Genomic DNA, 25,962 nt, shown 5'->3' on the forward strand with positions numbered 1-25,962 from the left:
TTTCTTGATGGCCGCCCCGACGCGGGCTCAGGCGCTTTTCATCGTGTCGTTGCCGTTCTCGTCGCGCCGGTCCTCCTTGCGCTCCTGACGCTTGGGGGCAAAGACCAGCAGCCGCGTCCCCTCGGTCTCCTTGGGCTTGTCCTCCGGCCCCAGCAGGCGCAGCGTGCCGTTCGGGCCGAGATCGGCAAAGGGCACCGCCTCGGGGTTCTTGGCGCGCCAGTCCTCCAGCGTGAATTCGGCGCTAAGCTTGGTGACGCGGAATTCCCAGCCCTCCGACAGACGCGCATTGGATTCGAAAAACGTCTCGTCGAGCCCGATCTTGCCGCCGCCCAGCGTCGCCGGCAGCGCGTGGCGCGCCGAGGCCTGACGCACGCGCTTGAGCTGGAACACATGTTCGCGGCCGAATTCCGGCGCCAGATCGGTGGCCACAAGCGTGTTGTAGGCATCGTTGTCGGTGGCGGCGATCACCTTGTCATAGGTGACGAAATCGAGCTTGTGCTCGGCGGCTTCCGACAGGATGTCGCCCCAGAAGGTCTCGAGCCCCGCCTCGCGGGCCTGCCGCAGATGTGCGTGGTTGGGGTCGGCCACCACCACCGGGAGGTCGAGCTTTTTCAGCGCCGCCCCCAGCGCCGCCGCCCAGCGGGAGCCGCCGACGATCATCACCCCCGGCGTCGCCGTGGCGTTCTGCCCCAGCAGCCGTGCCAGCGGGGTCAGGGTAAAGCCGTGCAGCACCACTGTCGCCGCCACCAGCGCAAAGGCCAGCGGCGCGACCCGGTCGCCGTCGGGAATGCCGAGCTGCGCCAGCCGCTCGCCAAAGAGCCCCGCCACCGCCACCAGCACCACGCCGCGCGGGCCGGTGAAGGCCACCAGCAGCCGCTCGCGCCAGGGCACATTGGTAAAGGCCAGCGCCACCAGCACCGGCAGGGGGCGCGCAAGAAACACCACCGCCAGCACAAAGACCAGCGCCCGCCAGTCGAGCGAGGCCAGCGTCTCGCGGTCCATATTGGCGGCAAGCAGGATGAACACGCCCGAGACCAGCAGGATCGTCGCGTGTTCCTTGAAGCGGCGCAGTTCCACATAGCTCGGCAGATCGGCATTGGCGATCCACAGCCCCATGACGGTGACCGCGAGCAGCCCGCTTTCGTGCAGCAGCGCGTCCGACAGCGCGAACACCGCCAGCAGCAGCACGAAGAGCACCGGCACCTTCATGTATTCCGGCACCAGCGCGTTGCGGAACGACCGCGCCAGTCCCCAGCCCCCGGCGACGCCGAGCACGATGGCGCCTACGATGCCGACCACCATGTCGGTCACCGCGGTGCTGACCGAAGCGGCGCTGTGCAGCACCGTCACTACCTCGAAGGCCAGCACGGCGGCCAGCGCGCCCACCGGATCGTTGACGATGGCCTCCCATTGCAGCAGCGCCGCCGGCCGCCGCTTCAGCCGCGCCTGCCGCAGCAGCGGCGCGATCACCGTGGGGCCGGTGACGATCATGATGCCGCCGAACACCGCCGAGGCCTCCCACGAGAGCCCCGCGCCCCAGTGCAGCGCGGCGCTGGAGGCGGCCCAACCCAGCGGCGCGCCGAGAAACACCAGCCGCTTGACCCCGGTGGCGGCGTCGCTGAGCGAATGCACGCTCAGTGTCAGACCGCCTTCGAAGAGAATGATGGCGACGGCGATGGCCAGCATCGGCTGCATCAGCGAACCGAAATCGCGCGAGGGGTCGAGCACGCCCAGCCCCGGCCCGACCGCGAGCCCCGCGAGCAGCATCAGCACGATGGCCGGCATGCGCAGCCGCCAGGCGAGCCATTGCGAGCCCACCCCCAGCACGCCCACCAGCGCAAATCCCAGTACCGGGGCGAGCCCCGCGCTTTCCGCCACTGCCATCGTCGTCCTTTCCGGTATTGCCGCCCCATGGCGCCGCAAACGTGCGCAAGCGCGGCCCTGCGCTCAGCAAATGGCACGCGGGCAGTTTCTGTCCAGCCCTGCTTTCGGAGACGTCAGGGCAGATCGTGCAGAATATCGACCCCCATCAGCCGCGCATGCGCCTGAAGCGCGAAGCGGTCGGTCATGCCGGCGATGTAATCGGCCACCAGCCGCGCCAGCGCCGCCTCGTCCTGCGCCGCGTCGATCTCCTGCCGCCAGCGCTGCGGCAGGTTTTCGGGGCGCTCCATGTAGATCGGGAAGAGATCGCGCACCACCTGCGTGACCTTGGTGCGGATCTCCATCACCGAGGGCGCGCGGTACATGCGACGGAACAGGAAGGCGCGGACCTCCTTCAGCTTCACCCACATCTCGTCGGAGAACGCGATGACCGGGCGGCCCAGATGGCGGATCTCCTCCGCCGAGCCGGGCGCCGCCGCTTCCAGCCGCGCGCGGCTGGTGTCGATCACGTCCTCGACCATATAGCCAAAGACCCGCCGCAGCGCCTCGTGCCGGCGCCGATAGGGTTCGAGCCCGGGATAGCGCCGGTCGACCTCGGCATAGGCCGGGGCGATCAGCGCCATTTCGGCAATCTCGTCCTCGGTGAAGAGCCCGGCGCGCAGCCCGTCCTGCAAATCGTGGTTGTTATAGGCGATGTCGTCCGAAAGCGCCGCCACCTGCGCCTCGGCGCTGGCATGGGTGTGCAGCTCCAGATCGTGGCTGGTGTTATACTCCGCCAGCGTCACCGGCAGCGCCTTGCCCTCGGCCAGCGGCAGCAGAGGGCCGTTGTGCTTGGCGATGCCCTCCAGCGTGTCCCATGTGAGGTTGAGCCCGTCGAACTCGGCATAGTGGCGCTCCAGCGAGGTCACGATGCGCAGCGCCTGGGCATTGTGATCGAAGCCGCCAAAAGGCGCCATCAGCTCGTGCAGCGCATCCTCTCCGGTATGACCGAAAGGCGTGTGGCCGAGGTCATGCGCCAGCGCCACCGCCTCGGTGAGATCGGTATTGAGCCCCAGCGCGCCAGTCATAGTGCGCGCCACCTGCGCCACCTCGATGGAATGGGTGAGCCTGGTGCGGAAGAAATCGCCCTCGTGCTCAACAAAGACCTGGGTCTTGTGCTTGAGCCGTCGAAAGGCCGATGAATGAATGATGCGGTCCCGGTCGCGCTGGAAGCAGGAGCGGAACGCGCTTTCCTCTTCCGTCACGCGCCTGCCGCGCGCTTGTGCCGGGTCGCAAGCGTAGATCGCCATGCGGGTCGCCTTCTGCTATGCGGCCCGGATCGTCTCGCCCGGTTGCCGCCTGTCCTTGTTCTTCCTATATTACGGGTGCCTCCCGAGATAAACCTTTGCGAGTCCAGACATGAACCTGCCTCCGAAAGTCACCGAGCGTGCCTTTGCCCGCCTCAACGAGATCGGCGCCAATGCCCAGGGCAAGGCCCTGCGCGTTGCGGTCGAGGGTGGCGGCTGCTCGGGATTCCAGTATGAAATCACGCTCGACGATCCCGCCGAGGACGATCTCGTCCTCGAAGGCAGCGGCGAACGCGTGGTCGTCGATCAGATCTCGCTGCCGTTCCTCGCCGATGCCACGATCGACTTCACCGAAGAGCTGATCGGCGCGCGGTTCGTGATCGAGAACCCCAACGCCACCAGCTCCTGCGGCTGCGGCACCAGCTTCGCCATGTGAGCGCGCTCAGGCGGTGGCCAGCGCCAGACCGTCGATCACCGCCGTGAACGCCTCCGACCGGCGCAGCCGCGCGCCTGGGCAGACCGCGCGCGCCGCGTCGGCCACCAGCCGCATCAGGCTCGACCCGCCGACCAGCACCACGGCACCGATCTGCATCGGCGTGACCTGCGCACGGTGCAACGTCTCGTACATGGCGTGGCGCAACTGTTCGCCCGCCTCCGTCAGCGCGGCGGCGAGCGCCCCGGCTGTGAGCGGCGCCGCAAGCCCGCGCTCGATCACCCCCATCTCGATGGCGGCACCCGGCGTGCCGCTATTGGCGGCGATCTTGCCGCGCTCCACGGCAAAGGCCAGCTCGTGGCCCAGCTCATCCTCCAGCACGCTGACAAGGCGGGAAAATTTCTCCGGCTCCACCGCATGGCGCTTCATGTCGCGGGCGGCGCGCAGGGTGTCGGCGGTGTAGAGAAACGGGATCATCGCCCAGGTCGCCAGATCCACGTAAAGCGCATTGGGCACCGGCAGCAGCCCCTCGCCCAGCGGCCGGCGCAACTGCGAGCCGAGCCCCAGCAACGGCATGGCGTGGCTCAGCGAGACCGAGCGGTCGAAATCGGTGCCGCCCAGCCTTATGCCATGCGAGGCGAGGATCTCGATCCCCTCCGGCGCGGCGCGGAACACCGAGAAATCCGAGGTGCCGCCGCCGATATCGACCACCAGCCCCAGCTCGCCGGGGCGGTCGGCCTCCTGAAAGGCGCGCGCTGCCGCCTCGGGTTCATAGAGGAACGCCACTTGCGCAAACCCCGCCGCCTCGTAGCAGCCGCGCAGATCCGCCAGCGCCGCCGCGTCGCGCGCGGTGTCGGAGCTGTGGAAATGCACCGGACGGCCCGAGAGCACCCGGTCGAACGCCCTGCCCGTCTGCGCCTCGGCGCGGGTCTTTACCTCGACCAGAAAGGCGGTGACGATCTCGGCCAGCGTGCGGCGGCGCCTGGCGATCAGGCGTTTCTCGTGAAAGAGCGGCGTGCCCAGCACGCTTTTCAGCGCCCGCATATAGCGCCCGTCCTCACCTGCGATCAACGCCTCGGCAGCCGCCGAGCCGATGCGCATGGCGCCGCCCTCCTCGGGAAAGAACACGGCGGTGGGCAGGGTCTCGGCCCCGGGCTCCAGCGCGATGCGCCGCAATGCGCCCTGCTCCAGCATCGCGGCGGCGGAATTCGAGGTTCCGAAATCGACGGCAAGCGTGGCGGGCACGGGCATGGCGGTATCCTTTGCGGCGGGAAGGTGCTGCCGCTACCGCAAAGCGCCGGGGCGCGCAAGACACCGCCCCGGGATCGCGTGGACCCCGGGGCGGCCTCAGAGGGAAAGGATCAGGCGCGGAGCGCGCGGCGGGCAGGCAGCGCCTCGTCGGCGACCAGCCAGAGCCCGGAGCCCACGACCAGCGCCACGCCCAGCATCGTGCCCATGCCCGGCAGCTCGCCAAAGCCCCACCAGCCGATGGCGACCATCCAGACGAATTGCAGATTCATCAGCGGCGTCGCCACATAGGCCGGCAGCAGCCGCAGCGCCTCGACCGAGAGCCAGCGCGCGGCAAAGAGAAAGAGCGCATAGCCCGTGACCCAGCCCAGATCCGCCAGCCCCATCGGCTGCCAGACAAAGGGCAGCGCCACGCCCATGGTGAGCATCAGCGCGAGGTTGGGCCAGAAAACCTGCGCCAAGGGCACCCGTTCGATCCGCGCGATATAGCGCGCCGCCACCATCGAGCCGGTGCCGGTCAGCGCCGCGAAAAGCGCCCAGAGATGGCCCGGATCGACCGCCAGCCGCCCCGCCGGCATCAGGCAGAGCACCCCCGCCGCGCCAAGGCTCAGCGCCAGCCACACCGCCGGGCGCACCGGCTCGCCCAGGACCGGGCCGGAAAGCGCCGCCGCGATCAGCGGCATCAGCGCGATGAACAGGAAGACATCGGCAAAGGGCAGCAGCCGGAAGGCCTGAAAGAAGCCGATGGCCGCCAGCACCGTGAGCATGGCGCGCAGCGCCATGACACCCCGGCAGCGCGTGCGCAGCCCGCCATGCCCGCCGCGCCGCGCAGCGGCCAGCGACAGCAGAATGACCAGCCCCGAAGAGAGCGCAAAGAGCTGCGGCGCGGCATAGCCGCCTGCGATCAGCTTGGTGATGCCGTCCGCCGCCGCGATGGCGCCGGTATAGAGCGCCACCAGCCCGGCGCCCGCCAGCGCACTGCGCGCGGCGCTCATGCCTGCCCCGCGCGGGCGAAGCCCTCGAAGAAGGCGTCGAAATGCGCCGATTGCCCGGCCAGCGTATCGACCACATCAAGCGTCTGCGGCGACAGCCGCGCCTGCATCCGCGCCCGCATTACCGGCCAGTCCGGACGGCGCGCATCGCCCTCGGCAAAGAGCGCCTCCGACAGCTCGCGCAGCGGTGCCGCGACACGTTCGGAGCGGGTGAAGCGCATGCGCTCCGCCACCAGCGGCTTGCGGAAGGGCTCGGCCCCCGTCACCGCCGCATGCCAGTTGCACACGAGGAAATCGTGATAATCGTCGGCGACCGAGAGCCCCTCGCCCTGCTCGACGGAAAACAGATGCGTCTCGCGTGCCAGCCAGCCCGTCCAGAGCGCCGGTGGCTCGGCGCCGGCATAGCGCAGCGCGATGCAGATTTCGGCCAGAAGATCGGAATTCTGCTCAAGAAATGCCAGATTGCCGGCAAAATGCAGGCTGGTGAGCGCCTCCGCCCCCAGCTCGGGGTCGCGCCGCCCGTATTCGCTGAGGTAAAAGACGATATGGGTCAGCTCATAGGCGGCTTTCTTGTTCGGCAAGGCAAAGGTCTGCGTCCGGGCGCAAAACGCGCGCAGCCGGTCGGCCAGTCCTGCGTCCTCCGGACCGTCCACATCGCGCCGCGCCAGAAGCCGGCGCGCCTCCATACGTTGCAGGTCCGAAAGCTCGGCGCCGGCGAAATCCTCACGCGCCGCGCGGTCGGCCAGCATCGCGCCGGTGTCGCCCTCCATCCCCAGATCCTCGAGATCCAGCGTGATGGACAGCAGAAAACGGTAATATTGCGGGAAAAAGGCCAGTCGTTTCTCGACCGTCTCGTAAAAGCCTGCCAGCGCCTCCAGCGCCGCGCGCGGCAACATGGTGCCGGTGCATTCGAGAATGTTCAGAAGCTCGGCGTTTTCCTTCAGCCAGAACACATCCTCCTGACGCCGTCGGCAGGTGGCAAAGCTGGTCAGCAGCGCGGCGGCGCCGGTTTCCGGCGTGGCGACGCGGGCTTTGGGCCGGAGCGCGATCACATTGGTCATGTCGGGCCTCTTCCTTCTGGTGCGCGCGGGCGTCTCATCCCCAAGACGCCCGCTGCAAAGACATCGGACGATCAGGCGCCCGAGGTGAACAGGCCGGTGGCCTCGCCCGCTGCGGCGCGGGTGCCTTTGGGCGCGGCGCCCGAGGTGAACATTTCCACGGCATCGCCACGGATCGCGTCGCTGGCAGTCGGTGCGGCGCCGGAGGTGAACATCTCGACCGCATCGCCCTGCGAGGCCTCGGAGGTCACCGGCGCGGCACCGGAGGTGAAGAGCTCCACCGCGTCGCCGCTGGCGGTTTCCGACTGCGCCGGTGCGGCGCCGGAGGTGAAGAGCGCGACGGCCTCGCCGGTCATGGTGGCGCTGCCCATCGGCGCGGCACCCGAGGTGAAGAGACCGGTGGCCTCGCCGGTCGCGGCGGAACCGGTCACCGGAGCGGCACCGGAGGTGAACATCTCCAGCGCATCGCCGGTCATCGTTTCGCTGCCCATGGGCGCGGCACCCGAGGTGAACATCGAGCAGCCGTCGCCGCCGAACAGATCCGCACCGAGCGCGTCAACGGATTCTTCAGTGATTGCATGCTTGAGTTGAGCGGACATTCTGGAAACCCCTGTGTGAAAAAGCCGATTTAGGCGTTGAAGTTCGTGCCATTTGGCCGTTTCAGGGTTTCCGCCAATGCGTGTTTCTGGCAATATGCTTTCTTGCATAGGTTGAACAATACACAATTTATGCACATGAAAGACCGCCGCTAGTCGGCCTGAAAAGTTGAAAATTCTCGTTTCTCCACAGGGAAATATTTTCTGTGGATAAGTTTCTGTGCCCTCTGGAAACCTGCGAATCGCTGTGTCTTAAGCTCGAATCGCCTTCGCGAAACCGGCTGCGGGCTTGCCCCCGAGCGGTGCTTGAGCGATAGCTGGGCGAGCGCAGCGGAGGGCTCCATGAAGATCGCCAGCTTCAACATCAACGGCGTCAAGGCACGCATCGCGGCCCTGAGCGACTGGCTGGACGAGGCCAAGCCCGACGTGGCGCTGCTCCAGGAGATCAAATCCGTCGACGAGGCCTTCCCGCGCGAGCATTTCGAAGAGCGCGGCTATCAGGTCGAAACCCACGGTCAGAAAGGCTTCAACGGCGTCGCGATTCTGTCGAAACTGCCGCTGGAGGACGTCACCCGCGGCCTGCCCGGCGATGACGAGGACGAGCAGGCGCGCTGGATCGAGGCGACGGTGGTGGGCGACACCCACGCGCTGCGGCTCTGCGGGCTCTACCTGCCCAACGGCAACCCGGCGCCGGGGCCGAAATACGACTACAAGCTCGCCTGGATGGAGCGCATGGAGGCGCGCGCCCGCGCCCTGCTGGACGAGGAAATGCCGTTCCTCATGGCCGGCGATTACAACGTGATTCCGCAGGCTGAGGACGCGGCGAAACCCGAGGCCTGGGAAGAGGATGCGCTTTACCTGCCGCAGACCCGCGCCGCCTTTCGCCGGATCCTCAACCTGGGATTCACCGAAGCGTTTCGCACCCGCCACCCCGGCCCCGGGCATTACTCCTTCTGGGATTACCAGGCCGGCGCCTGGCAGCGCAACAACGGCATCCGCATCGACCATGTCCTGCTCTCGCCGCAGGCCGCCGATCTGATGACCGATGTGCAGATCGACCGCGAGATCCGGGGCCGCGAAAAGCCCTCCGACCACGTCCCGGTCTGGGTCGAGTTGGCATGCTGACATGCGGCGCATGCTTGCGTAGGTGCGGCATGGGGCTTACATCTGAGTGACAGGACACTGAACAGCGGAGTTTCGCCACATGGCCATCGAAGCGACGGAGATCGAGCAGCTGATACGGGCCGCCTTTCCCGATGCGAAGATCACAATCACCGACCTTGCGGGGGACAGCAATCACTATGCTGCCGAGGTGATCGACGAGAGCTTTCGTGGCAAGAACCGCGTTCAGCAGCAGCGCGCGGTCTATGCCGCGCTGAAGGGCAAGATGGACGGCAATAACGGCGCGCTGCACGCGCTTGCGCTGACCACCAAGTCGCCCGACTGATGACAGAGCCAAGCGGCCTGCTCGGCGTATCCACATGGTGCGCGGATCTGGCCGGCTTCATGAGACACGGCTCGCGATACTGGCGGGCCAGGCGCGCGAAAGAGCGGCGCCTCGTAAGGAGAACACGATGACCGACGCGAAGACGACGATCGACGACACGGTGAAAGCCAATGATGTGGTGCTGTTCATGAAAGGCACCAAGACCCAGCCGCAATGCGGCTTTTCCAGCCGCGTTGCGGGCGTGCTGAATTACATGGGGGTGGATTTCCTCGATGTGAACGTGCTGGCCGACGACGGGATCCGTCAGGGCATCAAGGATTATTCCGACTGGCCGACCATCCCGCAGCTCTATGTGAAGGGCGAATTCGTCGGCGGCTGCGACATCATCACCGAGATGACTCTGTCGGGTGAGCTCGACCAGCTCTTCGAGACCAGCGGCGTGACCTATAACAAGGATGCCGCCGAGAAGATCCGCGAAGCCAACGCCTGAGGGCACACCCTGCCCCGGCGATTGGGAAAAGCAGCCCCCGGGGCTGCTTTTTTCATTCCGGGATAGGGGTTAGCGCTGAGCGCGGGTATTTCGGGATATCCCGAAACGATAGGGAAAGGCGCTGAAATGCCAGAGATCGAGATTCGCGACGCCCGCGCGGCGGAGGAGCTGGCAGCGGTACGCGCGCTCTGCATGGATTACCGTAGGCACCTCGCCGAACACGACCCGATGGGCCGCGTGCTGGTCGACAGCTTCTATCCCGAAGCGGCCTATGCCGAGACGCTGGCCAGACTGCCCGAGGGGCATGACGCGGTGCTGCTGGCAATGGCCGGAGGCAGCCCCGTCGGCTGCGCCATGTCGCACGCGCTGGAGGATGGCAGCTGCGAGATCAAGCGGCTCTATGTGGCGCCCGAAGGCCGGGGCAAGGGTGCCGCCCGCGCGCTGGTGCAGGAGCTGCTGGCGCGCGCCAGGGCACGCGGCCAGAGCCGCGCCCTGCTCGACACGATGAAGACCCTGCATGCGGCCCGCGCGCTCTATCTTGCCATGGGGTTTCGCGAATGCGGACCCTACCTGACCTATGCGCCCGGTGAGGCCGAAGAGCTGTGCTTTTTCGAGATGCCTTTGACGTAAAACGCAAAAGGCGCGCCCAAACGGCGCGCCCTCGATCAGCTCAGCCCTTTTTCGGGTGTTCCCGAAAGACCGAAGCTCAGCTGCTGGGCTCCTTGTAGACCCCCTGCTCCTTCAGCGCGTCCATCACCTCTTTCGGCATATAGGTCTCGTCATGCTTGGCGAGGATCTCCGAGGCCTTGAACACCCCGTCCACATAGCGCCCGGTGCCCACCATGCCCTGGTTTTCCGAGAAGAGATCCGGCAGCACACCGGCAAAGATCACCGGGACAGTGGCGCCGCCATCGGTCACGTTGAAGCGGATCTCGTGACCGTCGCCGCGAATGAGCGAGCCCTCTTCCACCAGACCGCCGATGCGGAAGGTCTCGTTCGGCGAGGGCGGCTCCTCCATCACCTGGCTGGGCGAGCGGAAGAAGTTGATGCCGTCGCGCATCGCATAGCCGATCAGCGCGGTGGAGATCACCAGCGCCACGGCGGCGAGCGCAACCACCTGGATGCGGCGCTGCTTCTTCAGCGATTTGAGCGACATGGTGCCTCCTCCTACCCGAGTCCGCCGCGGATGTTCATCAGCTTACACTATATGGCATTCAAAAGCCCGGATGTAAGTGCGCCAGATCAAATTGCGGCGCCCTGACGCGGGGGCTCAGGCCGCCTCGAACGCGATCTCGCGGCGCAGGAAGCGTGTCGCATGGCGCGACACCTTGCGCGGGTCGCCGGTGGTGAGAAAGCGCGTCTCGCTGCCCGAGCCCAGCATGTCGGGATGGCGCTGGAGATAATCCGCCAGCGACTCGGCCACCAGATTGGCCTGCGAATAGACCGAGACCTCCGGCCCCAGCGCGTCCTGAAAGATGTCCTGCATCAGCGGGTAATGCGTGCAGCCGAGAATCGCCGCCTGCGGCGTCGGCATCTTGCGCTTGAGCGCGTCCACATGCGAGCGCACCAGCGCCTCGGCGAGGATCATGTCGCCCTCTTCGATCGCGTCGACAAGCCCGCCGCAGGCCTGCGCCTCCACATCCACGCCGATGGCGCGGAAGGCCAGCTCGCGCTGAAAAGCGCGGCTGCGCACGGTGGCGGGCGTGGCGAACAGCGCCACATGCTGCACGCCCACCTCGCGCGGGGGCGAGTTGTCGCCCCATTGCCGTTCGGTCATCGCCTCGATCAGCGGCACAAAGACCCCCAGCACGCGCTTGTCGCGGGGGATCCAGCTCTCCTGCATCCGGCGCAGCGCGGCGGCAGAGGCGGTGTTGCAGGCGAGGATCACCAGATCGCAGCCCGCCTCCCAGATCCGCTCCACCGCAGCGGTGGTAAGGTTGTAGATATCGTCTGCATCGCGCACGCCATAAGGCGCGTTGGCGGTGTCGGCGAAATAGACGAAAGGCACCTCGGGCAGCCGCTTGGCCACCGCGTCGAGCACCGTCAGCCCGCCCAGTCCGGAATCGAACACACCTACCGCCATCTGCCTGCCTCCGCCTCGCACGCCGCGCGAGTCGCGCGGCGCTGTTTTGCTCTTAGGCAGGTTGTGCCGGAAAATCCATTCCGACGGAAGCCGCAGACCTATTCGGCGGCCTGCGCGAGCGGCGCCCCGCCCTGACGGATCGCCGCGAGCAGCTCCTCGCGGCGCTTGGCGGCCTGCTGCTGGTTCTTCTCCTTCACCGGGCCGAAACCGCGGATCGACAGCGGCAGCTCGGCCAGCGCGACGGTGGCGTCTAGCGTCTCGGGCGTGACCTTGGGCAGCACCTCGGCCATATCGGCCTCGTATTCGGCGATCAGCGCGCGCTCCATCTTGCGCTCCGCCGTGCGCCCGAACGGATCGAGCGGCGTGCCGCGCAGACCCTTGAGCTTTGCCAGCACACCGAAGCCGCGCAACATGCCCTCGCCATAGCGCTTCTTGACCGGGCGGCCGTCGGGGCCGGTCTTCGACAGCATCGGCGGCGCCAGGTGGAAGGACATCTTGAACCCGTCCTCGAAGGTCGCGAGCGCCTTGTCATGAGTCTCCAGATGCAGCCGCGCCACCTCGTACTCGTCCTTGTAGGCGAGCAGCTTGTGATAGCCCTTGGCCAGCGCCTCGCGCAGGCGCGTGTCCTCGGCCTGATCGAGCATCCGGCGATAGCGCTTGGCCAGCCGCTTGCCCTGATAGGCGATGAGATGGTTTTCGCGGAAGGCGATCTTTTCGTCGAGCGTCTTGGGCTTGTCGACGACATTCGGCGTCAGCAGCCGCGCCGCCTCTTCGGGATGCAGTGTGGCCCAGCGGCCGATCTCGAAGGCGCGCAGGTTCTTCTCCACCGCCGCGCCGTTCAGCTCCACCGCCCGGGCGATGGCATCATGCGGCACCGGGACCAGCCCCCGCTGCCAGGCGGCGCCGAGGATCATCATGTTGGAAAAGATCGAATCGCCCAGCGTCGCGCGCGCCAGCTCGCTGGCGTCGAAAAGCTGCACCCGGTCCTGCATCCGCGCCTCGAGCGCCAGCTTCAGCCGGTCGGAGGGCAGTGCGAATTCGGTGTCGCGGGTGAAATCGCCGGTGATGATCTCGTGGCTGTTGACCACCGCACCGGTGCGGCCCGCGCGGGTCAGACCCAGCGTCTTGGCGCCGGCGCTCACCACCAGATCGCCGCCGATCAGCGCGTCGGCCTCGCCGATGGCCACGCGCACCGCCGAGATATCCTCGGGGCGATTGGCCAGCCGCAAGTGGATATGCACCGCACCGCCCTTCTGCGCGAGCCCGGCCATTTCCATCATGCCGGCGCCGAGCCCGGCGATCTGCGCCGCCTGCGCCAGCACCGCACCGATGGTCACCACACCGGTGCCGCCGACGCCGGTGATCACCACGTTATGGGTGCCGTCGATCTCGGGAAGCTGCGGCGTGGGCATGTCGGGCAGCTCAAGCGCGGTGGTCTCTCCCTTGCGGATCTTCGCCCCCTCCAGCGTCACGAAGCTCGGGCAGAAGCCTTTCAGGCAGGAGAAATCCTTGTTGCAGCTCGACTGGTCGATGGCGCGCTTGCGGCCAAGCTCGGTCTCTTCCGGCACGATGGCGACGCAGTTCGACTGCACGCCGCAATCGCCGCAGCCCTCGCAGACATCGGTGTTGATGAACACGCGCTGGTCGGGATCGGGGAACTTGCCGCGCTTGCGGCGGCGGCGCTTCTCGGCGGCGCAGGTCTGCACATAGACAATGGCCGAAACACCCTCGATCTCGGCAAAGCGTTTTTGCACCGTGTCCATCTCGGCGCGCTCGTGTTTCTCGATGCCCTTGGGAAAGGCGTCGAGGTCGATCTCTTCCTTCTCGTCATAGACCAGAGCGACGTGTTTCACCCCCATCGCCAGCAGTTCCTCGGTGATCTGCTGCGCGCTCAGCCCGCCCTCGTTCTGCTGACCACCGGTCATGGCGACCGCATCGTTGAAGAGGATCTTGTAGGTGATGCTGGTGCCCGCCGCGACGGCGGCGCGAATGGCCTGTACGCCCGAATGGTTGTAGGTGCCGTCACCGAGATTCTGGAAGACATGCCTGGTGGTCGAGAACGGCGCCTCGCCGATCCAGTTCGCGCCCTCGCCGCCCATATGGGTGAAGCCGGTGGTCTCGCGGTCCATCCACTGCACCATGTAATGACAGCCGATCCCGGCATAGCCACGGCTGCCCTCGGGCAGCTTGGTGGAGGTGTTGTGCGGGCAGCCGGAACAGAAATAGGGCAGCCGCGCCGCGAGATCCTCGGCATTGTCGGATTTACGCGCATCGGCGAGCGACCGGAGCGCCGCCCTGATGCCATCGGTGCCGCGTCCCTCCTCGATCAGGATGTCGCCGAGCCGTTCTGCGATCATGATCGGATCGAGCGCCGCCTTGGTCTGGAACAGCTCCGGCCCGTGCATCGAACCGGCGCCGCCACCCTTGTGCCAGCCCCAGACGCGGCGGCCCCGGCGGTCGTCAAAGATCGCCTCCTTGACCTGCACCTCGATGAGCTTGCGCTTTTCCTCGACGACGACGATCAGGTCGAGCCCCTCGGCCCAGTCGTGGAAGCCCTTCATATCGAGCGGAAACACCTGCCCGACCTTGTAGGTGGTGATGCCGAGCCGCTCGGCCTCGTCGGCGTCGATGCCCAGCAGCGCCAGCGCGTGTTCGAGATCGAGCCAGTTCTTGCCCGCCGCGACAAAGCCGATCTTGGCGCCGGGCTTGCCCCACATGCGCTTGTCCATGCGGTTGGCGTGGGAAAACGCCTCTGCCGCAAAGCGCTTGTAGTCGATCATCCGCGCTTCCTGGTCGTGCGGATTGTCGCCGAGCCGGATATTGAGCCCGCCAGGCGGCATGTCGAACTGCGGCAGAACCAGCGACATGCGGTCGGGGCGGCCATCGACCACCGAAGTGGCCTCGACCGTGTCCTTCATGGTCTTGAGCCCGACCCAGACACCGGCAAAGCGCGACAGCGCATAGCCATATACACCGTAGTCGATGATTTCCTGCACGCCGGCGGGCGAGACCACCGGCATATAGGCATCCACCATCGCCCATTCCGACTGATGCAGCACGGTGGAGCTTTCGCCGGTATGGTCGTCGCCCATGGCCATGAGCACGCCGCCGTGTTTCGAGGTGCCCGCCATATTGGCGTGCCGCATCACGTCGCCAGAGCGGTCGATCCCCGGCCCCTTGCCGTACCAGAGCCCGAAGACCCCGTCATATTTGCCTTCGCCACGCAGCTCGGCCTGCTGGCTGCCCCATAGGGCGGTTGCGGCCAGGTCTTCGTTCAGACCTTCCTGAAAGACGATATCGTTTTTCGTCAGGTATTTGCCGGCACGCCGCATCTGCATGTCCACGGCGCCGAGAGGCGAGCCGCGATATCCGGTCACATATCCTGCGGTGTTGAGCCCTGCTGCGCGGTCGCGTGCCTTTTGTATCAGCATCAGCCGTACCAGCGCCTGGGTACCGTTTAGCAGCACCGGGCTTTTCTCCAGATCGAAGCGGTCTTCGAGCGAGATCTCTTGCTTGGTCATGTGCGCCTCCCAACGCTCATCCGATGGGCAGTATGATGCAAGAATAGGTCAATTAAGCTGACCATCACAGGGAAATTTTTGTGATTTTGCCGAGTTACGAAACCATAGGTTCCCATTAGTGCATTGTGTCGTATACAGGGCCCGCAATCGGGGAAAGTTACCGCCATGGACTGGGACAAGCTAAGAATCTTTCATGCCGTGGCCGATGCGGGCAGCCTCACACATGCAGGCGATGCGCTGCATCTGTCGCAATCGGCCGTGTCACGCCAGATCCGCTCTCTGGAGGAGTCGCTGAACGCGACGCTGTTCCACCGCCATGCGCGGGGGCTGATTCTGACCGAACAGGGCGAACTGCTGTTCGACGCCACCGCCGCGATGGTCAAGCGCATCGACGCCGCCACCGCGCGCATCCGCGACAGCGAGGAGGAGGTGTTCGGCGAGCTCAAGGTCACCACCACCCACGGGTTCGGCGTGCTGTGGCTGGCCCCGCGGCTGACCAAGCTCTACGAAAAATATCCCGATCTCAAGATCGACCTCATGCTGGAAGAGCGCGTACTCGACCTGCCCATGCGCGAGGCCGACGTCGCAATCCGCATGAAGGAGCCGAGCCAGGCGGATCTGATCCGCAAGCGGCTGATGTCGGTCAAGATGCGCATGTATGCCTCGCCCGAATACGTCGCGCTGCGGGGCGAACCCCAAACGCTGGACGAGCTCTCCAATCACCGGCTGATCTGCCAGAACCCGGTTTCGGCGCAGGTCAGCGCCGGCAAGCTGCTGGTGCAGGAGCTGCTGACCTACGACATCCAGACCGCGCTGACGGTGAACAACTATTTCGGCGTGCTTCAGGCGGTGATCGCCAATCTCGGGATCGGAGTGCTGCCCGATTACATCATCGAGGACTTCCCCTCGATGATCCGCGTGCTGCCCGATGTCGAAAGCAACGAGGTGCCGGTGTTCCTCGCCTATCCCGAAGAACTGCGTCATTCCAAGCGGGTATCGGCCTTCCGAGACTTCGTTCAGGACGAAATCTTCGCGCATCGGCGGCAACTTAGAGCGATGGGCGCAGACTGAATTCCCGTAAAAAGTGTGAGCCATGCGCCACACACATGGCGGGAATGCTGCGCCTGCGGCGTCTTAAACCTTGATCGACTCAGAACTGATAACATATTCGGCAGATGAAGCTTGAAGCGCCCTAGCGCGCATCATCTTCATACCTCCCTGTTGGACTTCGGCCGAGCTTTGTGCTCGGCCTTTTTTTTGGCCATACCTCCGGATTCGTGGGTAGTGTTTGCGGAAACATCAGGAGGATCGCATGACCGAGACCACACCCAACACGGCACAGCAATCTTTCTGGAGCACCGGCCCGGGCCGGCACTGGGTGCGGCTGCACCGCGAGCTCGACATCCTGCATGAAAGGCTCACCGGGCTCATCCTCGACGCCGCCGATCCGCAGCCGGGCGAGCGCGTGGTGGATATCGGCTGCGGCGCCGGCGCGGTGGCGATCGCGGCGGCGCAGCGCGTCGGACCCGAAGGCCACGTGCTGGGGCTCGATATCTCGGCGCCGCTGGTCGCTGTGGGGCGCGAACGGGCGGCGGAGCTGACGATCTGCGCGCCGGATTTCGTCGTCGCCGATGCGCAGGTCTGGGCACATGAGGGCGCGCCCTTCGATCTCTGCGTTTCGCGCATGGGGCTGATGTTCTTTGCCGATCCGGTGGCGGGCTTTGCCAATCTGCTGGCACATCTGCGCCCCGGCGGGCGGCTGGTCTTTGCCGCCTGGGCGGCGGCGGAACACAATGGCTGGTTCCGCATCGCCGCCGAGGAGGCCGCAGCGCGGCTCGGCCCCTCCGCCCCCGGCGATCCGCACGCCCCCGGCCCCACCGCCTTTGCCGACCGCGCCCGGGTCGAGGCGCTGCTGGCCGAGGCGGGCGCCGCGCGCATCCGCTCCGAAGAGGTCGCCACCACGCTGAACATGCCCGGCGGCACCGCCGAGGCAGCGGCTCTGGCGCGCCATATCGGCCCGGTGGCCGCGCAGCTGCGCAGCAAAGAGGGCAGCGAGGTGGATGCGCAGGCGATCCTCGCCGCCGTCGAACGCCGCTTTGCCGAATACGATACGCCGGAGGGATGCGAAATTCCCGCACGTATCAACCTTTTCTCGGCGATCCGCCCCTGAGCGTCCGCGCCCCCTTCCCCCTGCGCCGGGCTTGGCTTAAAGAGCCCCCAAGTCTGCCAGAGGGGAAGCATCATGCAGGAACCGGCCATCACCGAAGAGCTGATCGAAGCGCACGGCATCAAGCCCGACGAGTACGCGCGTATCCTGCAAATCCTCAACCGGGAGCCGACGTTCACCGAGCTTGGCATCTTCTCGGCCATGTGGAACGAGCATTGCTCCTACAAATCCTCCAAGATCCACCTCAAGACCCTGCCGACCACCGGCCCGCAGGTGATCTGCGGCCCCGGCGAGAATGCCGGCGTGGTCGATATCGGCGACGGTCAGGCGGTGGTCTTCAAGATGGAAAGCCACAACCACCCCTCCTATATCGAGCCCTATCAGGGCGCGGCCACCGGCGTGGGCGGCATCCTGCGCGACGTGTTCACCATGGGCGCGCGGCCCATCGCGGCGATGAACTCGCTCAGCTTCGGCGAAAAGGACCATCCCAAGACCCGGCGCCTGGTGCATGGCGTGGTCGAGGGTGTGGGCGGCTACGGCAACTGTTTCGGTGTGCCGACCGCCGGCGGCGAGGTGCGCTTTCACCCCGCCTATAACGGCAACTGCCTGGTCAACGCCTTTGCCGCGGGCCTCGCCGATACCGACAAGATTTTCTACTCGGCGGCCAGCGGCGTCGGCCGTCCCGTCGTCTATCTCGGCGCCAAGACCGGACGCGACGGCGTCGGCGGCGCCACCATGGCCAGCGCCGAGTTCGACGAGAGCATCGAGGAAAAGCGCCCCACCGTTCAGGTCGGCGACCCCTTCACCGAAAAGCGCCTGATGGAGGCGACGCTGGAGCTGATGCAGACCGGCGCGGTGATCTCGATCCAGGACATGGGCGCTGCCGGCCTCACCTGCTCGGCGGTCGAGATGGGCGACAAGGGCGGCCTCGGCGTGCGGCTGGATCTGGAAAAGGTGCCGCAGCGCGAAGAGAACATGACCGCCTACGAGATGATGCTGTCGGAAAGCCAGGAGCGCATGCTCATGGTGCTCGACCCGTCGAAAGAGGCCGAGGCCAAGGCGGTGTTCGACAAGTGGGATCTGGATTTTGCCATCGTCGGCGAGACCATCGAGGAAGACCGCTTCCTGATCATGCACAATGGCGTCTGCATGGCCGACATGCCGCTGTCGCGCCTGTCCTCCTCCGCCCCGGAATACGACCGCCCGTGGGAGCCCTCCGAGCCCGCGACCGAGCTGGCCGAGGTGCCGCAGATCGACCCTGTGGACGGGCTGAAGGCGCTGATCTCGTCGCCGAACTACAGCTCGCGCGAATGGGTCTATGAGCAATATGACAGCCAGGTCATGGCCGACACGATGCGCATCCCCGGCTTCGGCTCGGGCGTGATCCGCGTGCATGGCACCGACAAGAAGCTGGCCTTCACCTCCGACGTGACGCCGCGCTACGTCAAGGCAAACCCGGTCGAGGGCGGCAAGCAGGCGGTGGCCGAGGCCTATCGCAACCTGAGCGCCGTCGGCGCCCTGCCGCTGGCCACCACCGACAACCTCAATTTCGGCAATCCGGAAAAACCCGAAATCATGGGCCAGTTCGTCGAGGCCCTGCGCGGCATCGGCGAGGCCTGCTCGGCGCTCGATATGCCGATCGTCTCGGGCAATGTCTCGCTCTATAACGAGACCGACGGCGAGGGCATCCTGCCCACCCCCACCATAGGCGCCGTCGGCCTCATCGCCGCCGGCGAGGAACCGATCCTGGGCTATGCGCGCGACGGCCATGTGGCGCTGCTCGTGGGCCGGACCGGCAGCCATCTCGGCCAGTCGGCGCTGCTTGCCGAGGTGTTCAACCGCGAAGAGGGCGACGCGCCCGCGGTGGATCTGGCCGAGGAAAAGCGCAACGGCACGTTCATCCGCGACAACCGCGACTGGATCAAATGCTGCACCGATCTCAGCGATGGCGGGCTGGCGCTCGCCGCCTTCGAGATGGCCGAGGCCTCGGGCACCGGCGTGCAACTCAACAGCGCCGACACCGCCGAGCTCTTTGGCGAGGATCAGGGCCGCTATCTCATCGCGTGCAGCTTCGATCAGGCCGAGGCGCTGATGATTGCGGCGGGACAGGCCGGTGTCGAGATCCAGACCGTTGGCCATTTCTCCGGCGACACGGTGAAATTCGGCAGCTCCGAAGCGCCGCTTTCCGAGCTGTCGCAGCTTTATCGCAGCAGTTTCGGCGCGCTTTTCGGCTGAGGCGCGACGAAACCGAAGCCTAAATGCAACGGACGGGAAATCCCGACTGTATCAGTCGGCATTTCCCCCACGTAAAGCTTGAGCCGTTGTCTTCCCACGCGGATGATAAGGTCAGAGACGACTTGGACAGGCTAACGCGCATACGCGCGGGCGAAGTGCAGTTCCGAAAGATCGGAATTGCGCGAATGCCTGACGGATCTTAAGCACTAGCTATCCCTCGGGGAGAGCCACGCTCAGTCCTTTCCTCCAGAACGCGTTTCCGTTTTTTGTTCCGCGCCCACGCGCATCGTGTGTTGCCTTTGTCACCACCTGAAACGACCGCGAGAGCTATGACCAACTGGGACGATCTGCGCTTTCTCGTTGCGCTGTCCAAGACCGGAACGATGACCGCCGCCGCCAAGATTCTCGGCACCAATACCGCCACGGTATCGCGCCGCATCGACCGGCTTTCGGAAACGCTCGGCATGCCGGCTTTTATCAAGACCGGCGACGGCTGGCGTCCCTCCGAGGCGGTGTCTCCGCTGATCCAGCTGGCGCAGAATTTCGACGGCGAACTTCAGGCGACGCTGAACAGCCGGCCGGTCAATAACACTGCGGAACCGGTCACCATCAGCCTCGGCAGTGTGCCGATCATCACTGCATTGGTGCTGTTTCCCGGATTGAAAAGGCATCACCGGATGCTCGACGGCATCCGCCTGGATTTCTCCGACAGGATGTTCCGAGAGGGCCTTGGCGAGAACGATCTGGTCATTCAGTTCATTCGTCCCGCACAAGGCCGGATCATCGCGCGCAAAGTCGGCAGCTTGACCTTCCGCTTCTATCGCTACCGCGAGGGCGGATGCCTCGAGAACTGGGCCGGCCTCAGCGGTGCCCATGACGAACAAGCGCTGATGCGTTTCGGTCACGAGGCCTTTGGCCGCGCGCCGCGGCTGCGGGTCGATCATGTCATGGCGCTGCACAGGCTGATGCAGGAAACCCGCCTGCCCGGCCCGCTTCCCGACATTCTGGCGGCGCAGGATCCCGAGCTGGTTCCGTTGCAGCCGGACACCCCGACGCAGACCGAGGAATGCTGGCTGTTCTATCACGAAAGCCGCCGTAACGATCCGGGGATCCGCCGCACGCTCGAATGGGTCACCACCTGCTTCGAGGCGCTCGATCAGGCCGCTCAGACCATACCCGCCGGGCAATAGTCTATTTCTGCAAGTGCAGCCTTTCAAAATTAACTATTGGAACTTACGGCGGTTTCGCGCAGGTTAAATTCAACCAAAAGAAGAAATCCGAGCAGAAAAACCAATGTCAGACATTCTTTCCGCGCTGCAATGCGCGTTGCGCATCGTGCTGGCCGCGATCCTTGGCTACACGGTGGCCAGCGAGTTCTTTCAGACCAACGCCATGCAGATCGGCTGGTATATCTCGCCCCGCCATGTCGGCCTGACCGCTGCCGTGATCTGCGCGCTTCTCTTCACCGTCAGCATCTGGCTGCTTTTCGGCGTGCGGACCCGCGTCGTCGCGCTGATGGGTCTGGCGCTCTATCTCGGGCTCGAAGTCGTTCATCCCGGGCTCAGCAGCGCCGACAGCCAGGTTCTTTTGAGCAGTGCCATCGTGGTGCTGCTTGGTCTGCCGCTCATCATCTTTGGCGGCGGCAAGTTCAGTGTGGTGCGTGCAGGCTGGCGCGGGGCGATCTGAACCCGTCGCGAGCCTCTCTCTCTCTTTTACTCTCTCTTCTACCCGTACCAGTGAATAACACCCGAAGACTAGGCGGCCGCGTTTTTGGCCGCCTTTTTTTCGTTTAGAAAAGAGGGCCTTGCGCAGCGGTGGGCAAATTGCCCACCCTACGCCCGCACACTTAAAGACTGTAGATGGCGCCGAACTTGGCTTCGAGATAATCCAGCAGCGGCGCCTCGCTCGGGGCCTCGCCACAGGCCTTCTCGATCACCGCGCGCGGCTCGTAGAGCCCGCCATATTGCTGCACGTTGTCGCGCAGCCAGCCCGTGGCCTTATCCAGATCCCCCGCCGCAAGCTGCGCGTCGAGATCGGGCTCGGCCGCGCGCAGCGCCTTGTGCAGGCAGCCGGCATAGACATTGCCCAGCGAGTAGGTGGGGAAATAGCCGAAAAGCCCCGCCGACCAGTGCACATCCTGCAATACCCCGTCCGAAGGCTTGTCCACGGCAAAGCCGAAATCCTTGGCAAAGCGCTCGTTCCAGGCCGCTTCCAGATCGGCCACCTCGAGATCGCCGGCGATCAGCGCGCGTTCGAGATCGAAGCGCAGCAGCACATGCAGGTTGTACTGCACCTCGTCCGCCTCGGTGCGGATATAACCGTTATGGATCCGGTTCACCGCCGCATAGAACGCCTCCGGCCCGCCGATCGCGAGATCGCCGAAAAGCTCGGTCATCCGCTCGTAGAGCCAGCCGGTAAAGGCGCGCGACCGACCGAGCTGGTTTTCGTAGATCCGGCTCTGGCTCTCATGCACGCCCATGGAGACACCCTGCCCCAGCGGCGTGAAGCGATAGCCGCCGCGGATCGTCTGCTCATAGCAGGCATGGCCGACCTCATGGATCGTCGAATAGAGACAATTGAACGGATCGAGCGCATTGGTCCGCGTGGTGATGCGCACATCGTCGCCGCTACCGGCGGTGAACGGATGCACCGATTTGTCGAGCCGCCCGCGCGCCATCTCGTAGCCGAAGGTCTTGGCCACCATGCGCGACAGCTTCATCTGCGCCTGCTCGTCGAAAGTGCCCTCCAGCGGCGCCGGCTGCGGCTGCTCAAGCACCGCCTGCCGCAGCGCCACGAGGCGCGGGCGCAGCGCTCCGAACATTTCCGCAAGCTGCGCGGCGGAGGCGCCCGGCTCGTAATCGTCGAGCAGCGCGTCATAGACATCGCCCCCCGCCGCCAGCGCCGCGCCCTCCTCGCGCTTGAGCTGCACCACCTCGGCCAGCACCGGCGCGAAGGCGGCGAAATCGTCATCCGCCCGCGCCTCGGCCCAGACGCGATGCGCGCGGCTGGTGAGCCGCGCCAGATCCGAGGCGAGTTTCGCCGGCACCCGGTTCGCCCGCTCATAGCTGCGGCGGATATGGCGCAGCTGCGCGGCGCCCTCCTCGTCGAGCGCCTCGCCCGCGGCTGCCTCCAGCCAGTCGCCGATGCGCGGATCGGTGCGCCGCGCGTGCAGCACCGATTCCATCGCCGCCAGCTCTTCGGAGCGCTGATCGGCAGCGCCGCGCGGCATCATGGTTTCCTGATCCCAGCCGAGACGGCCCGCCACCTGCGCCAGCGCGCCGGTTTCCCGCTCATGGCTCATCAACTCGTCATAGGCGCTCATGTCGCGCTCCCCCGGATGGATTGGGTCTTGGGATATTGCGCGCCGAACCGCGCGCGGATGATCAGCACCCAGAGCACGACGGCGCCGATCTGGTGGGTGATGGCGATATGCATCTGCGCCACATAGAGCACGGTGACCACGCCCAGCACGACCTGAAGCGCCAGCATCGCCATCACCGCGTTAAAGCGGAACCGCGTGTCGGCATTGGCCGATTTGCGCGCCCTGAGCCAGGTCACGAGACCGAAGACAAAGAGCAGATAGCCCGCCATCCGGTGCATGAACTGCACAAGCCCCGGATCTTCGAAGAAGTTGCGCCAGAGCGGCACCAGATCGAAGGGCTGCGGCGGAAAGAAACCGCCCGCCATCAGCGGCCAGTCGGTATAGCTGCGCCCGGCGTCGATGCCCGCGACCAGCGCGCCGAGGAGTATTTGCAGGAAGGCGAAATGCATCAACCCGGTGCCCATGGAAAACAGCTTGGCCTCGCGCCCGCGTCGCGCCTGCATCAGCGCGCGCTCGTCACGCCCCAGCGCGAACACGTACCAGGCGATGAAGCCGAGGATGACAAAGGCCAGCCCGAGATGCGTCGCCAGCCGATAGGAGGCCACGTCAAGCATCTCGCCCTCCAGCCCCGAGGACACCATCCACCAGCCGATGGCGCCCTGCACCCCGCCCAGAACGCCGATGCCGAGCAGTCGCCCGGTCCAGCCGGTGGGGATCTTGCGCGCCACCAGAAAGCCCACGAAACCCAGCGCCCAGACCAGTCCGATCACCCGGCCAAGCTGCCGGTGACCCCATTCCCACCAATAGATGCCCTTGAATTCGGCAAGGGTCATCTGGTTGTTCTGCAACTGGAATTCCGGGATCTGCTGATAGAGCGCAAACTCCGCCTCCCAGTCGGCCTGGCTCATCGGCGGCAGCGCGCCGGTAAGCGGCTTCCACTCGGTGATGCTCAGCCCGCTATCGGTGAGCCGCGTCAGCCCTCCCACCACGATCATCGCCATGACCAGCGCAAAAAGCAGCATCAGCCAGAGCCGGATGGCGCCGCGCGCGCCGCCCCGGCCCTTGTCGATCATGCCGCCCGCCGGCTGCGCCCTGGGCGCCTCGGCACCGACCTCTTCGAAGAGCTTGCGCTTTTCGGCCATGATGTTCCTCTCCCTGATCCGGTCGGACGATAGGCCCGCCCCCGAGGTGCTTCAACCCCGCCCGACCCCGCCGCCCGGGCTGCATCGCCGCAGGCTGCAAAACACCCGCCCCGGACCAGATCCGGGGCCTCACTCTCACCGCCCGAAGACAACGCCGGCCAAACCCTCAGCCGCGTTCCTTCCAGCGCACCATCTGCCGCATGATCCCGTGCAGCGTGCGCACATCCTCGCTGGTCAGCGGCATGCGGCTCCAGAGGTTGCGCAGCGTCAGCTTCATCGCCGGCGCCTTGTGCTCGGGGAAAAAGAACCCCGCGTCGTCGAGCCGCTGCTCGTAATGCTCCGCAAGCTTCTCGACCTCGATGCCGCTGGCCCAGGCCGCGCCCGCCATCTCGTCGCGCCGCGCCTCGATCTCGGCGCTCGCCCGGCGCCACTCATAGGCGCAGAGCAGCACGCATTGCGCGAGGTTCAGCGAGGGGAATTCGGGGTTCACCGGCACCGAGATGATCGCATTGGCCTGCGCCACATCGGCGTTCTCCAGCCCCGCACGCTCCGGCCCGAAGAGCACGGCAACCCGGCCACCCTCAGCCAGCCGCGCCGCCGCCGCGCGCATCGCCTCTTCCGGCGAATAGACCGTCTTGGTCATACCGCGCTGCCGGGCCGTGGTGGCAAAGACCAGATCGCAGTCGCCCACCGCGCCCGCCACGTCCTCGCTCAGCACCGCCGCGTCCAGCAGCCGCCCCGCGCCCGAGGCCATCGCCACCGAGGCCGGGTTCGGCCAGCCGTCGCGCGGGCTCACCAGCCGCATGCGGTCGAGGCCGAAATTCCACATCGCCCGCGCCGCAGCACCGATATTCTCGCCCATCTGGGGCCGGACCAGCACAAAGGCCGGTTGTGTCTGTTCGCCGGGCATCGCCCCTCCAAATCCTCTCGCCGCCTGAGTAAAGGCCCCGCAAATCAAGGGCAAGCCCGCTTCCATTGGCAAAAAATATCCCCGCCGGAGGCGTCCGCCCGATAAGCTGGGCGCGAACCGACGAGAGGAGCGCCCATGGCCTATGACGAGGGACTGGCGGAAACCCTGCGCGACGCGCTCGGCGCGCTGCCCGGGCTCGGCGAGAAACGCATGTTCGGCGCGCTGTGCTTCCTGCGCGATGGCAATATGATCTGCGGCATCCGGGGCGCCGGCGGGCTCTTCCGCACCGGCAAGGAGGCGCTGGAGGAGGCCGAGGCGCTGCCCGGCGTGGCGCCGGCGATCATGGGCGGGCGTCGCATGGGCGGCTTTGTCGAAGCCGATGAATATGCCATGGCCGATGACGAGATCCGCGCGCGCCTGCTCGACATGGCGCTGGCCTTCACCGCGATGCTGCCGCCCAAGTAACCCCTTGGCACCGCGCCGTTTAACGCGATATAGGGGCCGGATCACACCCGAGGAGCCCTGACATGGCCGAAACCGACCTGCCCCAGCTCTATCTCATCACCCCGCCGGAGTTCGATCTCAGCGCCTTTCCCGCGCGGCTCTCTGCCGTGCTCGATGTGGCCGAGATCGCCTGCATCCGGCTGGCGCTAGCCACCCGCGACGAGGACAAGCTGCTGCGCGCCGCCGATGCCGTGCGCGAGGTCGCCCATGCCCATGACGTGGCGCTGGTGATCGACACCCATGTGGTGCTGGCGCAGCGGCTGGGGCTCGACGGGGTGCATCTCACCGACGGTTCGCGCTCGGTGCGCCACGCCCGCAAGGAGCTCGGCACCGATGCCATCGTCGGCGCCTTCTGCGGCAGCTCGAAACATGACGGCATGACCGCCGGCGAAAACGGCGCCGATTACGTCTCTTTCGGCCCGGTGGGCGGCGCCTCGCTCGGCGACGGCACGCTGGCGGAACGCGAACTCTTCGAGTGGTGGTCGCAGATGATCGAGTTGCCGGTGGTGGCCGAGGGCGGAGTGACCCCGGAGCTGGTGACCGCGCTGACGCCGGTCACCGATTTCTTCGGCATCGGCGAGGAGATCTGGGACGAGGAAGACGCGGCGGCGGCGCTGAAGACGCTCATCGCCGCCATGCGCTGAGGC

Annotated in this window: 24 protein-coding genes; 12 read left to right on the plus strand and 12 right to left on the minus strand. The window is 66.1% G+C overall.

What is annotated here, in order from left to right; genetic code table 11:
* Positions 1–27: 27 nt before the first annotated feature.
* Entirely contained in the window at positions 28–1,884 is a 1,857-nt protein-coding gene (locus I6N89_RS17420) for a cation:proton antiporter (protein WP_207019796.1), read from the minus strand.
* Positions 1,885–1,997: 113 nt separating this feature from the next.
* Positions 1,998–3,170 carry a deoxyguanosinetriphosphate triphosphohydrolase gene (locus I6N89_RS17425; RefSeq protein ID WP_207019797.1) on the minus strand — a complete coding sequence of 391 codons (1,173 nt, stop codon included), beginning with the start codon at positions 3,168–3,170 and terminating at the stop codon, positions 1,998–2,000.
* 109 nt (positions 3,171–3,279) lie between these two features.
* Here I6N89_RS17425 and I6N89_RS17430 point away from each other — a divergent pair, with 109 nt between their 5' ends.
* Positions 3,280–3,603: a HesB/IscA family protein gene (locus I6N89_RS17430; protein WP_076703682.1), complete on the plus strand. Its 324-nt coding sequence runs from the start codon at positions 3,280–3,282 to the stop codon at positions 3,601–3,603.
* A gap of 6 nt (positions 3,604–3,609) precedes the next feature.
* On the opposite strand, the gene I6N89_RS17435 is transcribed toward I6N89_RS17430, so the two are convergent.
* From I6N89_RS17435 to I6N89_RS17450, 4 genes are all read right to left on the minus strand, one after another.
* A complete protein-coding gene (locus I6N89_RS17435; protein WP_207019798.1) occupies positions 3,610–4,851 on the minus strand; it encodes an Hsp70 family protein in 1,242 nt (413 codons plus the stop codon).
* A gap of 110 nt (positions 4,852–4,961) precedes the next feature.
* Positions 4,962–5,843, minus strand: coding sequence for a DMT family transporter (locus tag I6N89_RS17440; RefSeq protein WP_207019799.1), 882 nt, complete (start codon positions 5,841–5,843; stop codon positions 4,962–4,964).
* Positions 5,840–6,901: a DUF6902 family protein gene (locus I6N89_RS17445; RefSeq protein WP_207019800.1), complete on the minus strand. Its 1,062-nt coding sequence runs from the start codon at positions 6,899–6,901 to the stop codon at positions 5,840–5,842. The genes I6N89_RS17440 and I6N89_RS17445 overlap by 4 nt, the downstream gene beginning before the upstream one ends.
* Before the next feature lie 71 nt (positions 6,902–6,972).
* Positions 6,973–7,497, minus strand: a complete 525-nt coding sequence (locus I6N89_RS17450; protein WP_207019801.1) for a DUF6749 family protein — start codon at positions 7,495–7,497, stop codon at positions 6,973–6,975.
* A 339-nt stretch (positions 7,498–7,836) separates the two neighbouring features.
* Here I6N89_RS17450 and xth point away from each other — a divergent pair, with 339 nt between their 5' ends.
* The 4 genes from xth to I6N89_RS17470 all read left to right on the plus strand — a co-directional run bounded on the left by xth (position 7,837) and on the right by I6N89_RS17470 (position 10,061).
* Positions 7,837–8,619 carry an exodeoxyribonuclease III gene (gene xth / locus I6N89_RS17455; RefSeq protein ID WP_207019802.1) on the plus strand — a complete coding sequence of 261 codons (783 nt, stop codon included), beginning with the start codon at positions 7,837–7,839 and terminating at the stop codon, positions 8,617–8,619.
* Between the two features lie 79 nt (positions 8,620–8,698).
* Entirely contained in the window at positions 8,699–8,941 is a 243-nt protein-coding gene (locus tag I6N89_RS17460; protein WP_207019803.1) for a BolA/IbaG family iron-sulfur metabolism protein, read from the plus strand.
* Positions 8,942–9,068: 127 nt separating this feature from the next.
* Positions 9,069–9,431 carry a Grx4 family monothiol glutaredoxin gene (gene grxD / locus I6N89_RS17465; RefSeq protein WP_207019804.1) on the plus strand — a complete coding sequence of 121 codons (363 nt, stop codon included), beginning with the start codon at positions 9,069–9,071 and terminating at the stop codon, positions 9,429–9,431.
* Between the two features lie 126 nt (positions 9,432–9,557).
* Positions 9,558–10,061 carry a GNAT family N-acetyltransferase gene (locus I6N89_RS17470; protein WP_207019805.1) on the plus strand — a complete coding sequence of 168 codons (504 nt, stop codon included), beginning with the start codon at positions 9,558–9,560 and terminating at the stop codon, positions 10,059–10,061.
* 76 nt (positions 10,062–10,137) lie between these two features.
* Here the strand turns inward: I6N89_RS17470 and ccmE are convergent, their stop codons facing one another.
* From ccmE to I6N89_RS17485, 3 genes are all read right to left on the minus strand, one after another.
* Positions 10,138–10,587 (minus strand): cytochrome c maturation protein CcmE, encoded by a 450-nt coding sequence (ccmE, locus tag I6N89_RS17475; protein WP_207019806.1) that lies wholly within the window; start codon positions 10,585–10,587, stop codon positions 10,138–10,140.
* A gap of 114 nt (positions 10,588–10,701) precedes the next feature.
* Positions 10,702–11,514 (minus strand): glutamate racemase, encoded by an 813-nt coding sequence (gene murI / locus I6N89_RS17480; RefSeq protein ID WP_207019807.1) that lies wholly within the window; start codon positions 11,512–11,514, stop codon positions 10,702–10,704.
* A gap of 98 nt (positions 11,515–11,612) precedes the next feature.
* Positions 11,613–15,035 carry an indolepyruvate ferredoxin oxidoreductase family protein gene (locus tag I6N89_RS17485; protein ID WP_207019808.1) on the minus strand — a complete coding sequence of 1,141 codons (3,423 nt, stop codon included), beginning with the start codon at positions 15,033–15,035 and terminating at the stop codon, positions 11,613–11,615.
* Between the two features lie 165 nt (positions 15,036–15,200).
* Here I6N89_RS17485 and I6N89_RS17490 point away from each other — a divergent pair, with 165 nt between their 5' ends.
* The 5 genes from I6N89_RS17490 (at position 15,201) to I6N89_RS17510 (ending at position 21,123) form a co-directional block, all read left to right on the plus strand.
* Entirely contained in the window at positions 15,201–16,106 is a 906-nt protein-coding gene (locus I6N89_RS17490) for a LysR family transcriptional regulator (protein WP_207019809.1), read from the plus strand.
* A gap of 241 nt (positions 16,107–16,347) precedes the next feature.
* Positions 16,348–17,205: a class I SAM-dependent methyltransferase gene (locus I6N89_RS17495; RefSeq protein ID WP_207019810.1), complete on the plus strand. Its 858-nt coding sequence runs from the start codon at positions 16,348–16,350 to the stop codon at positions 17,203–17,205.
* Positions 17,206–17,277: 72 nt separating this feature from the next.
* A complete protein-coding gene (gene purL, locus I6N89_RS17500) occupies positions 17,278–19,437 on the plus strand; it encodes a phosphoribosylformylglycinamidine synthase subunit PurL (RefSeq protein ID WP_207019811.1) in 2,160 nt (719 codons plus the stop codon).
* A gap of 329 nt (positions 19,438–19,766) precedes the next feature.
* Positions 19,767–20,627: a LysR family transcriptional regulator gene (locus I6N89_RS17505; protein WP_207019812.1), complete on the plus strand. Its 861-nt coding sequence runs from the start codon at positions 19,767–19,769 to the stop codon at positions 20,625–20,627.
* A gap of 103 nt (positions 20,628–20,730) precedes the next feature.
* Positions 20,731–21,123 (plus strand): hypothetical protein, encoded by a 393-nt coding sequence (locus I6N89_RS17510; RefSeq protein ID WP_207019813.1) that lies wholly within the window; start codon positions 20,731–20,733, stop codon positions 21,121–21,123.
* A 160-nt stretch (positions 21,124–21,283) separates the two neighbouring features.
* Here the strand turns inward: I6N89_RS17510 and I6N89_RS17515 are convergent, their stop codons facing one another.
* The 3 genes from I6N89_RS17515 to I6N89_RS17525 form a co-directional block, all read right to left on the minus strand.
* Entirely contained in the window at positions 21,284–22,759 is a 1,476-nt protein-coding gene (locus tag I6N89_RS17515; RefSeq protein WP_207019814.1) for a carboxypeptidase M32, read from the minus strand.
* Positions 22,756–23,901 (minus strand): heme A synthase, encoded by a 1,146-nt coding sequence (gene ctaA / locus I6N89_RS17520; protein ID WP_207019815.1) that lies wholly within the window; start codon positions 23,899–23,901, stop codon positions 22,756–22,758. The genes I6N89_RS17515 and ctaA overlap by 4 nt, the downstream gene beginning before the upstream one ends.
* 166 nt (positions 23,902–24,067) lie before the next feature.
* Entirely contained in the window at positions 24,068–24,811 is a 744-nt protein-coding gene (locus tag I6N89_RS17525) for an RNA methyltransferase (RefSeq protein WP_207019816.1), read from the minus strand.
* A 135-nt stretch (positions 24,812–24,946) separates the two neighbouring features.
* Between I6N89_RS17525 and I6N89_RS17530 the strand changes: the two genes are divergently transcribed.
* Together I6N89_RS17530 and I6N89_RS17535 are read left to right on the plus strand one after the other, a co-directional pair.
* The gene (locus I6N89_RS17530) at positions 24,947–25,276 is read left to right on the plus strand and encodes a TfoX/Sxy family protein (protein ID WP_207019817.1); all 330 of its coding nucleotides are present in this window, start codon (positions 24,947–24,949) and stop codon (positions 25,274–25,276) included.
* A gap of 62 nt (positions 25,277–25,338) precedes the next feature.
* The gene (locus tag I6N89_RS17535; RefSeq protein ID WP_207019818.1) at positions 25,339–25,959 is read left to right on the plus strand and encodes a thiamine phosphate synthase; all 621 of its coding nucleotides are present in this window, start codon (positions 25,339–25,341) and stop codon (positions 25,957–25,959) included.
* Positions 25,960–25,962: the final 3 nt, after the last annotated feature.

It is taken from the genome of Salipiger abyssi (genome assembly GCF_017311415.1).
Lineage (GTDB): Bacteria > Pseudomonadota > Alphaproteobacteria > Rhodobacterales > Rhodobacteraceae > Salipiger > Salipiger abyssi_A.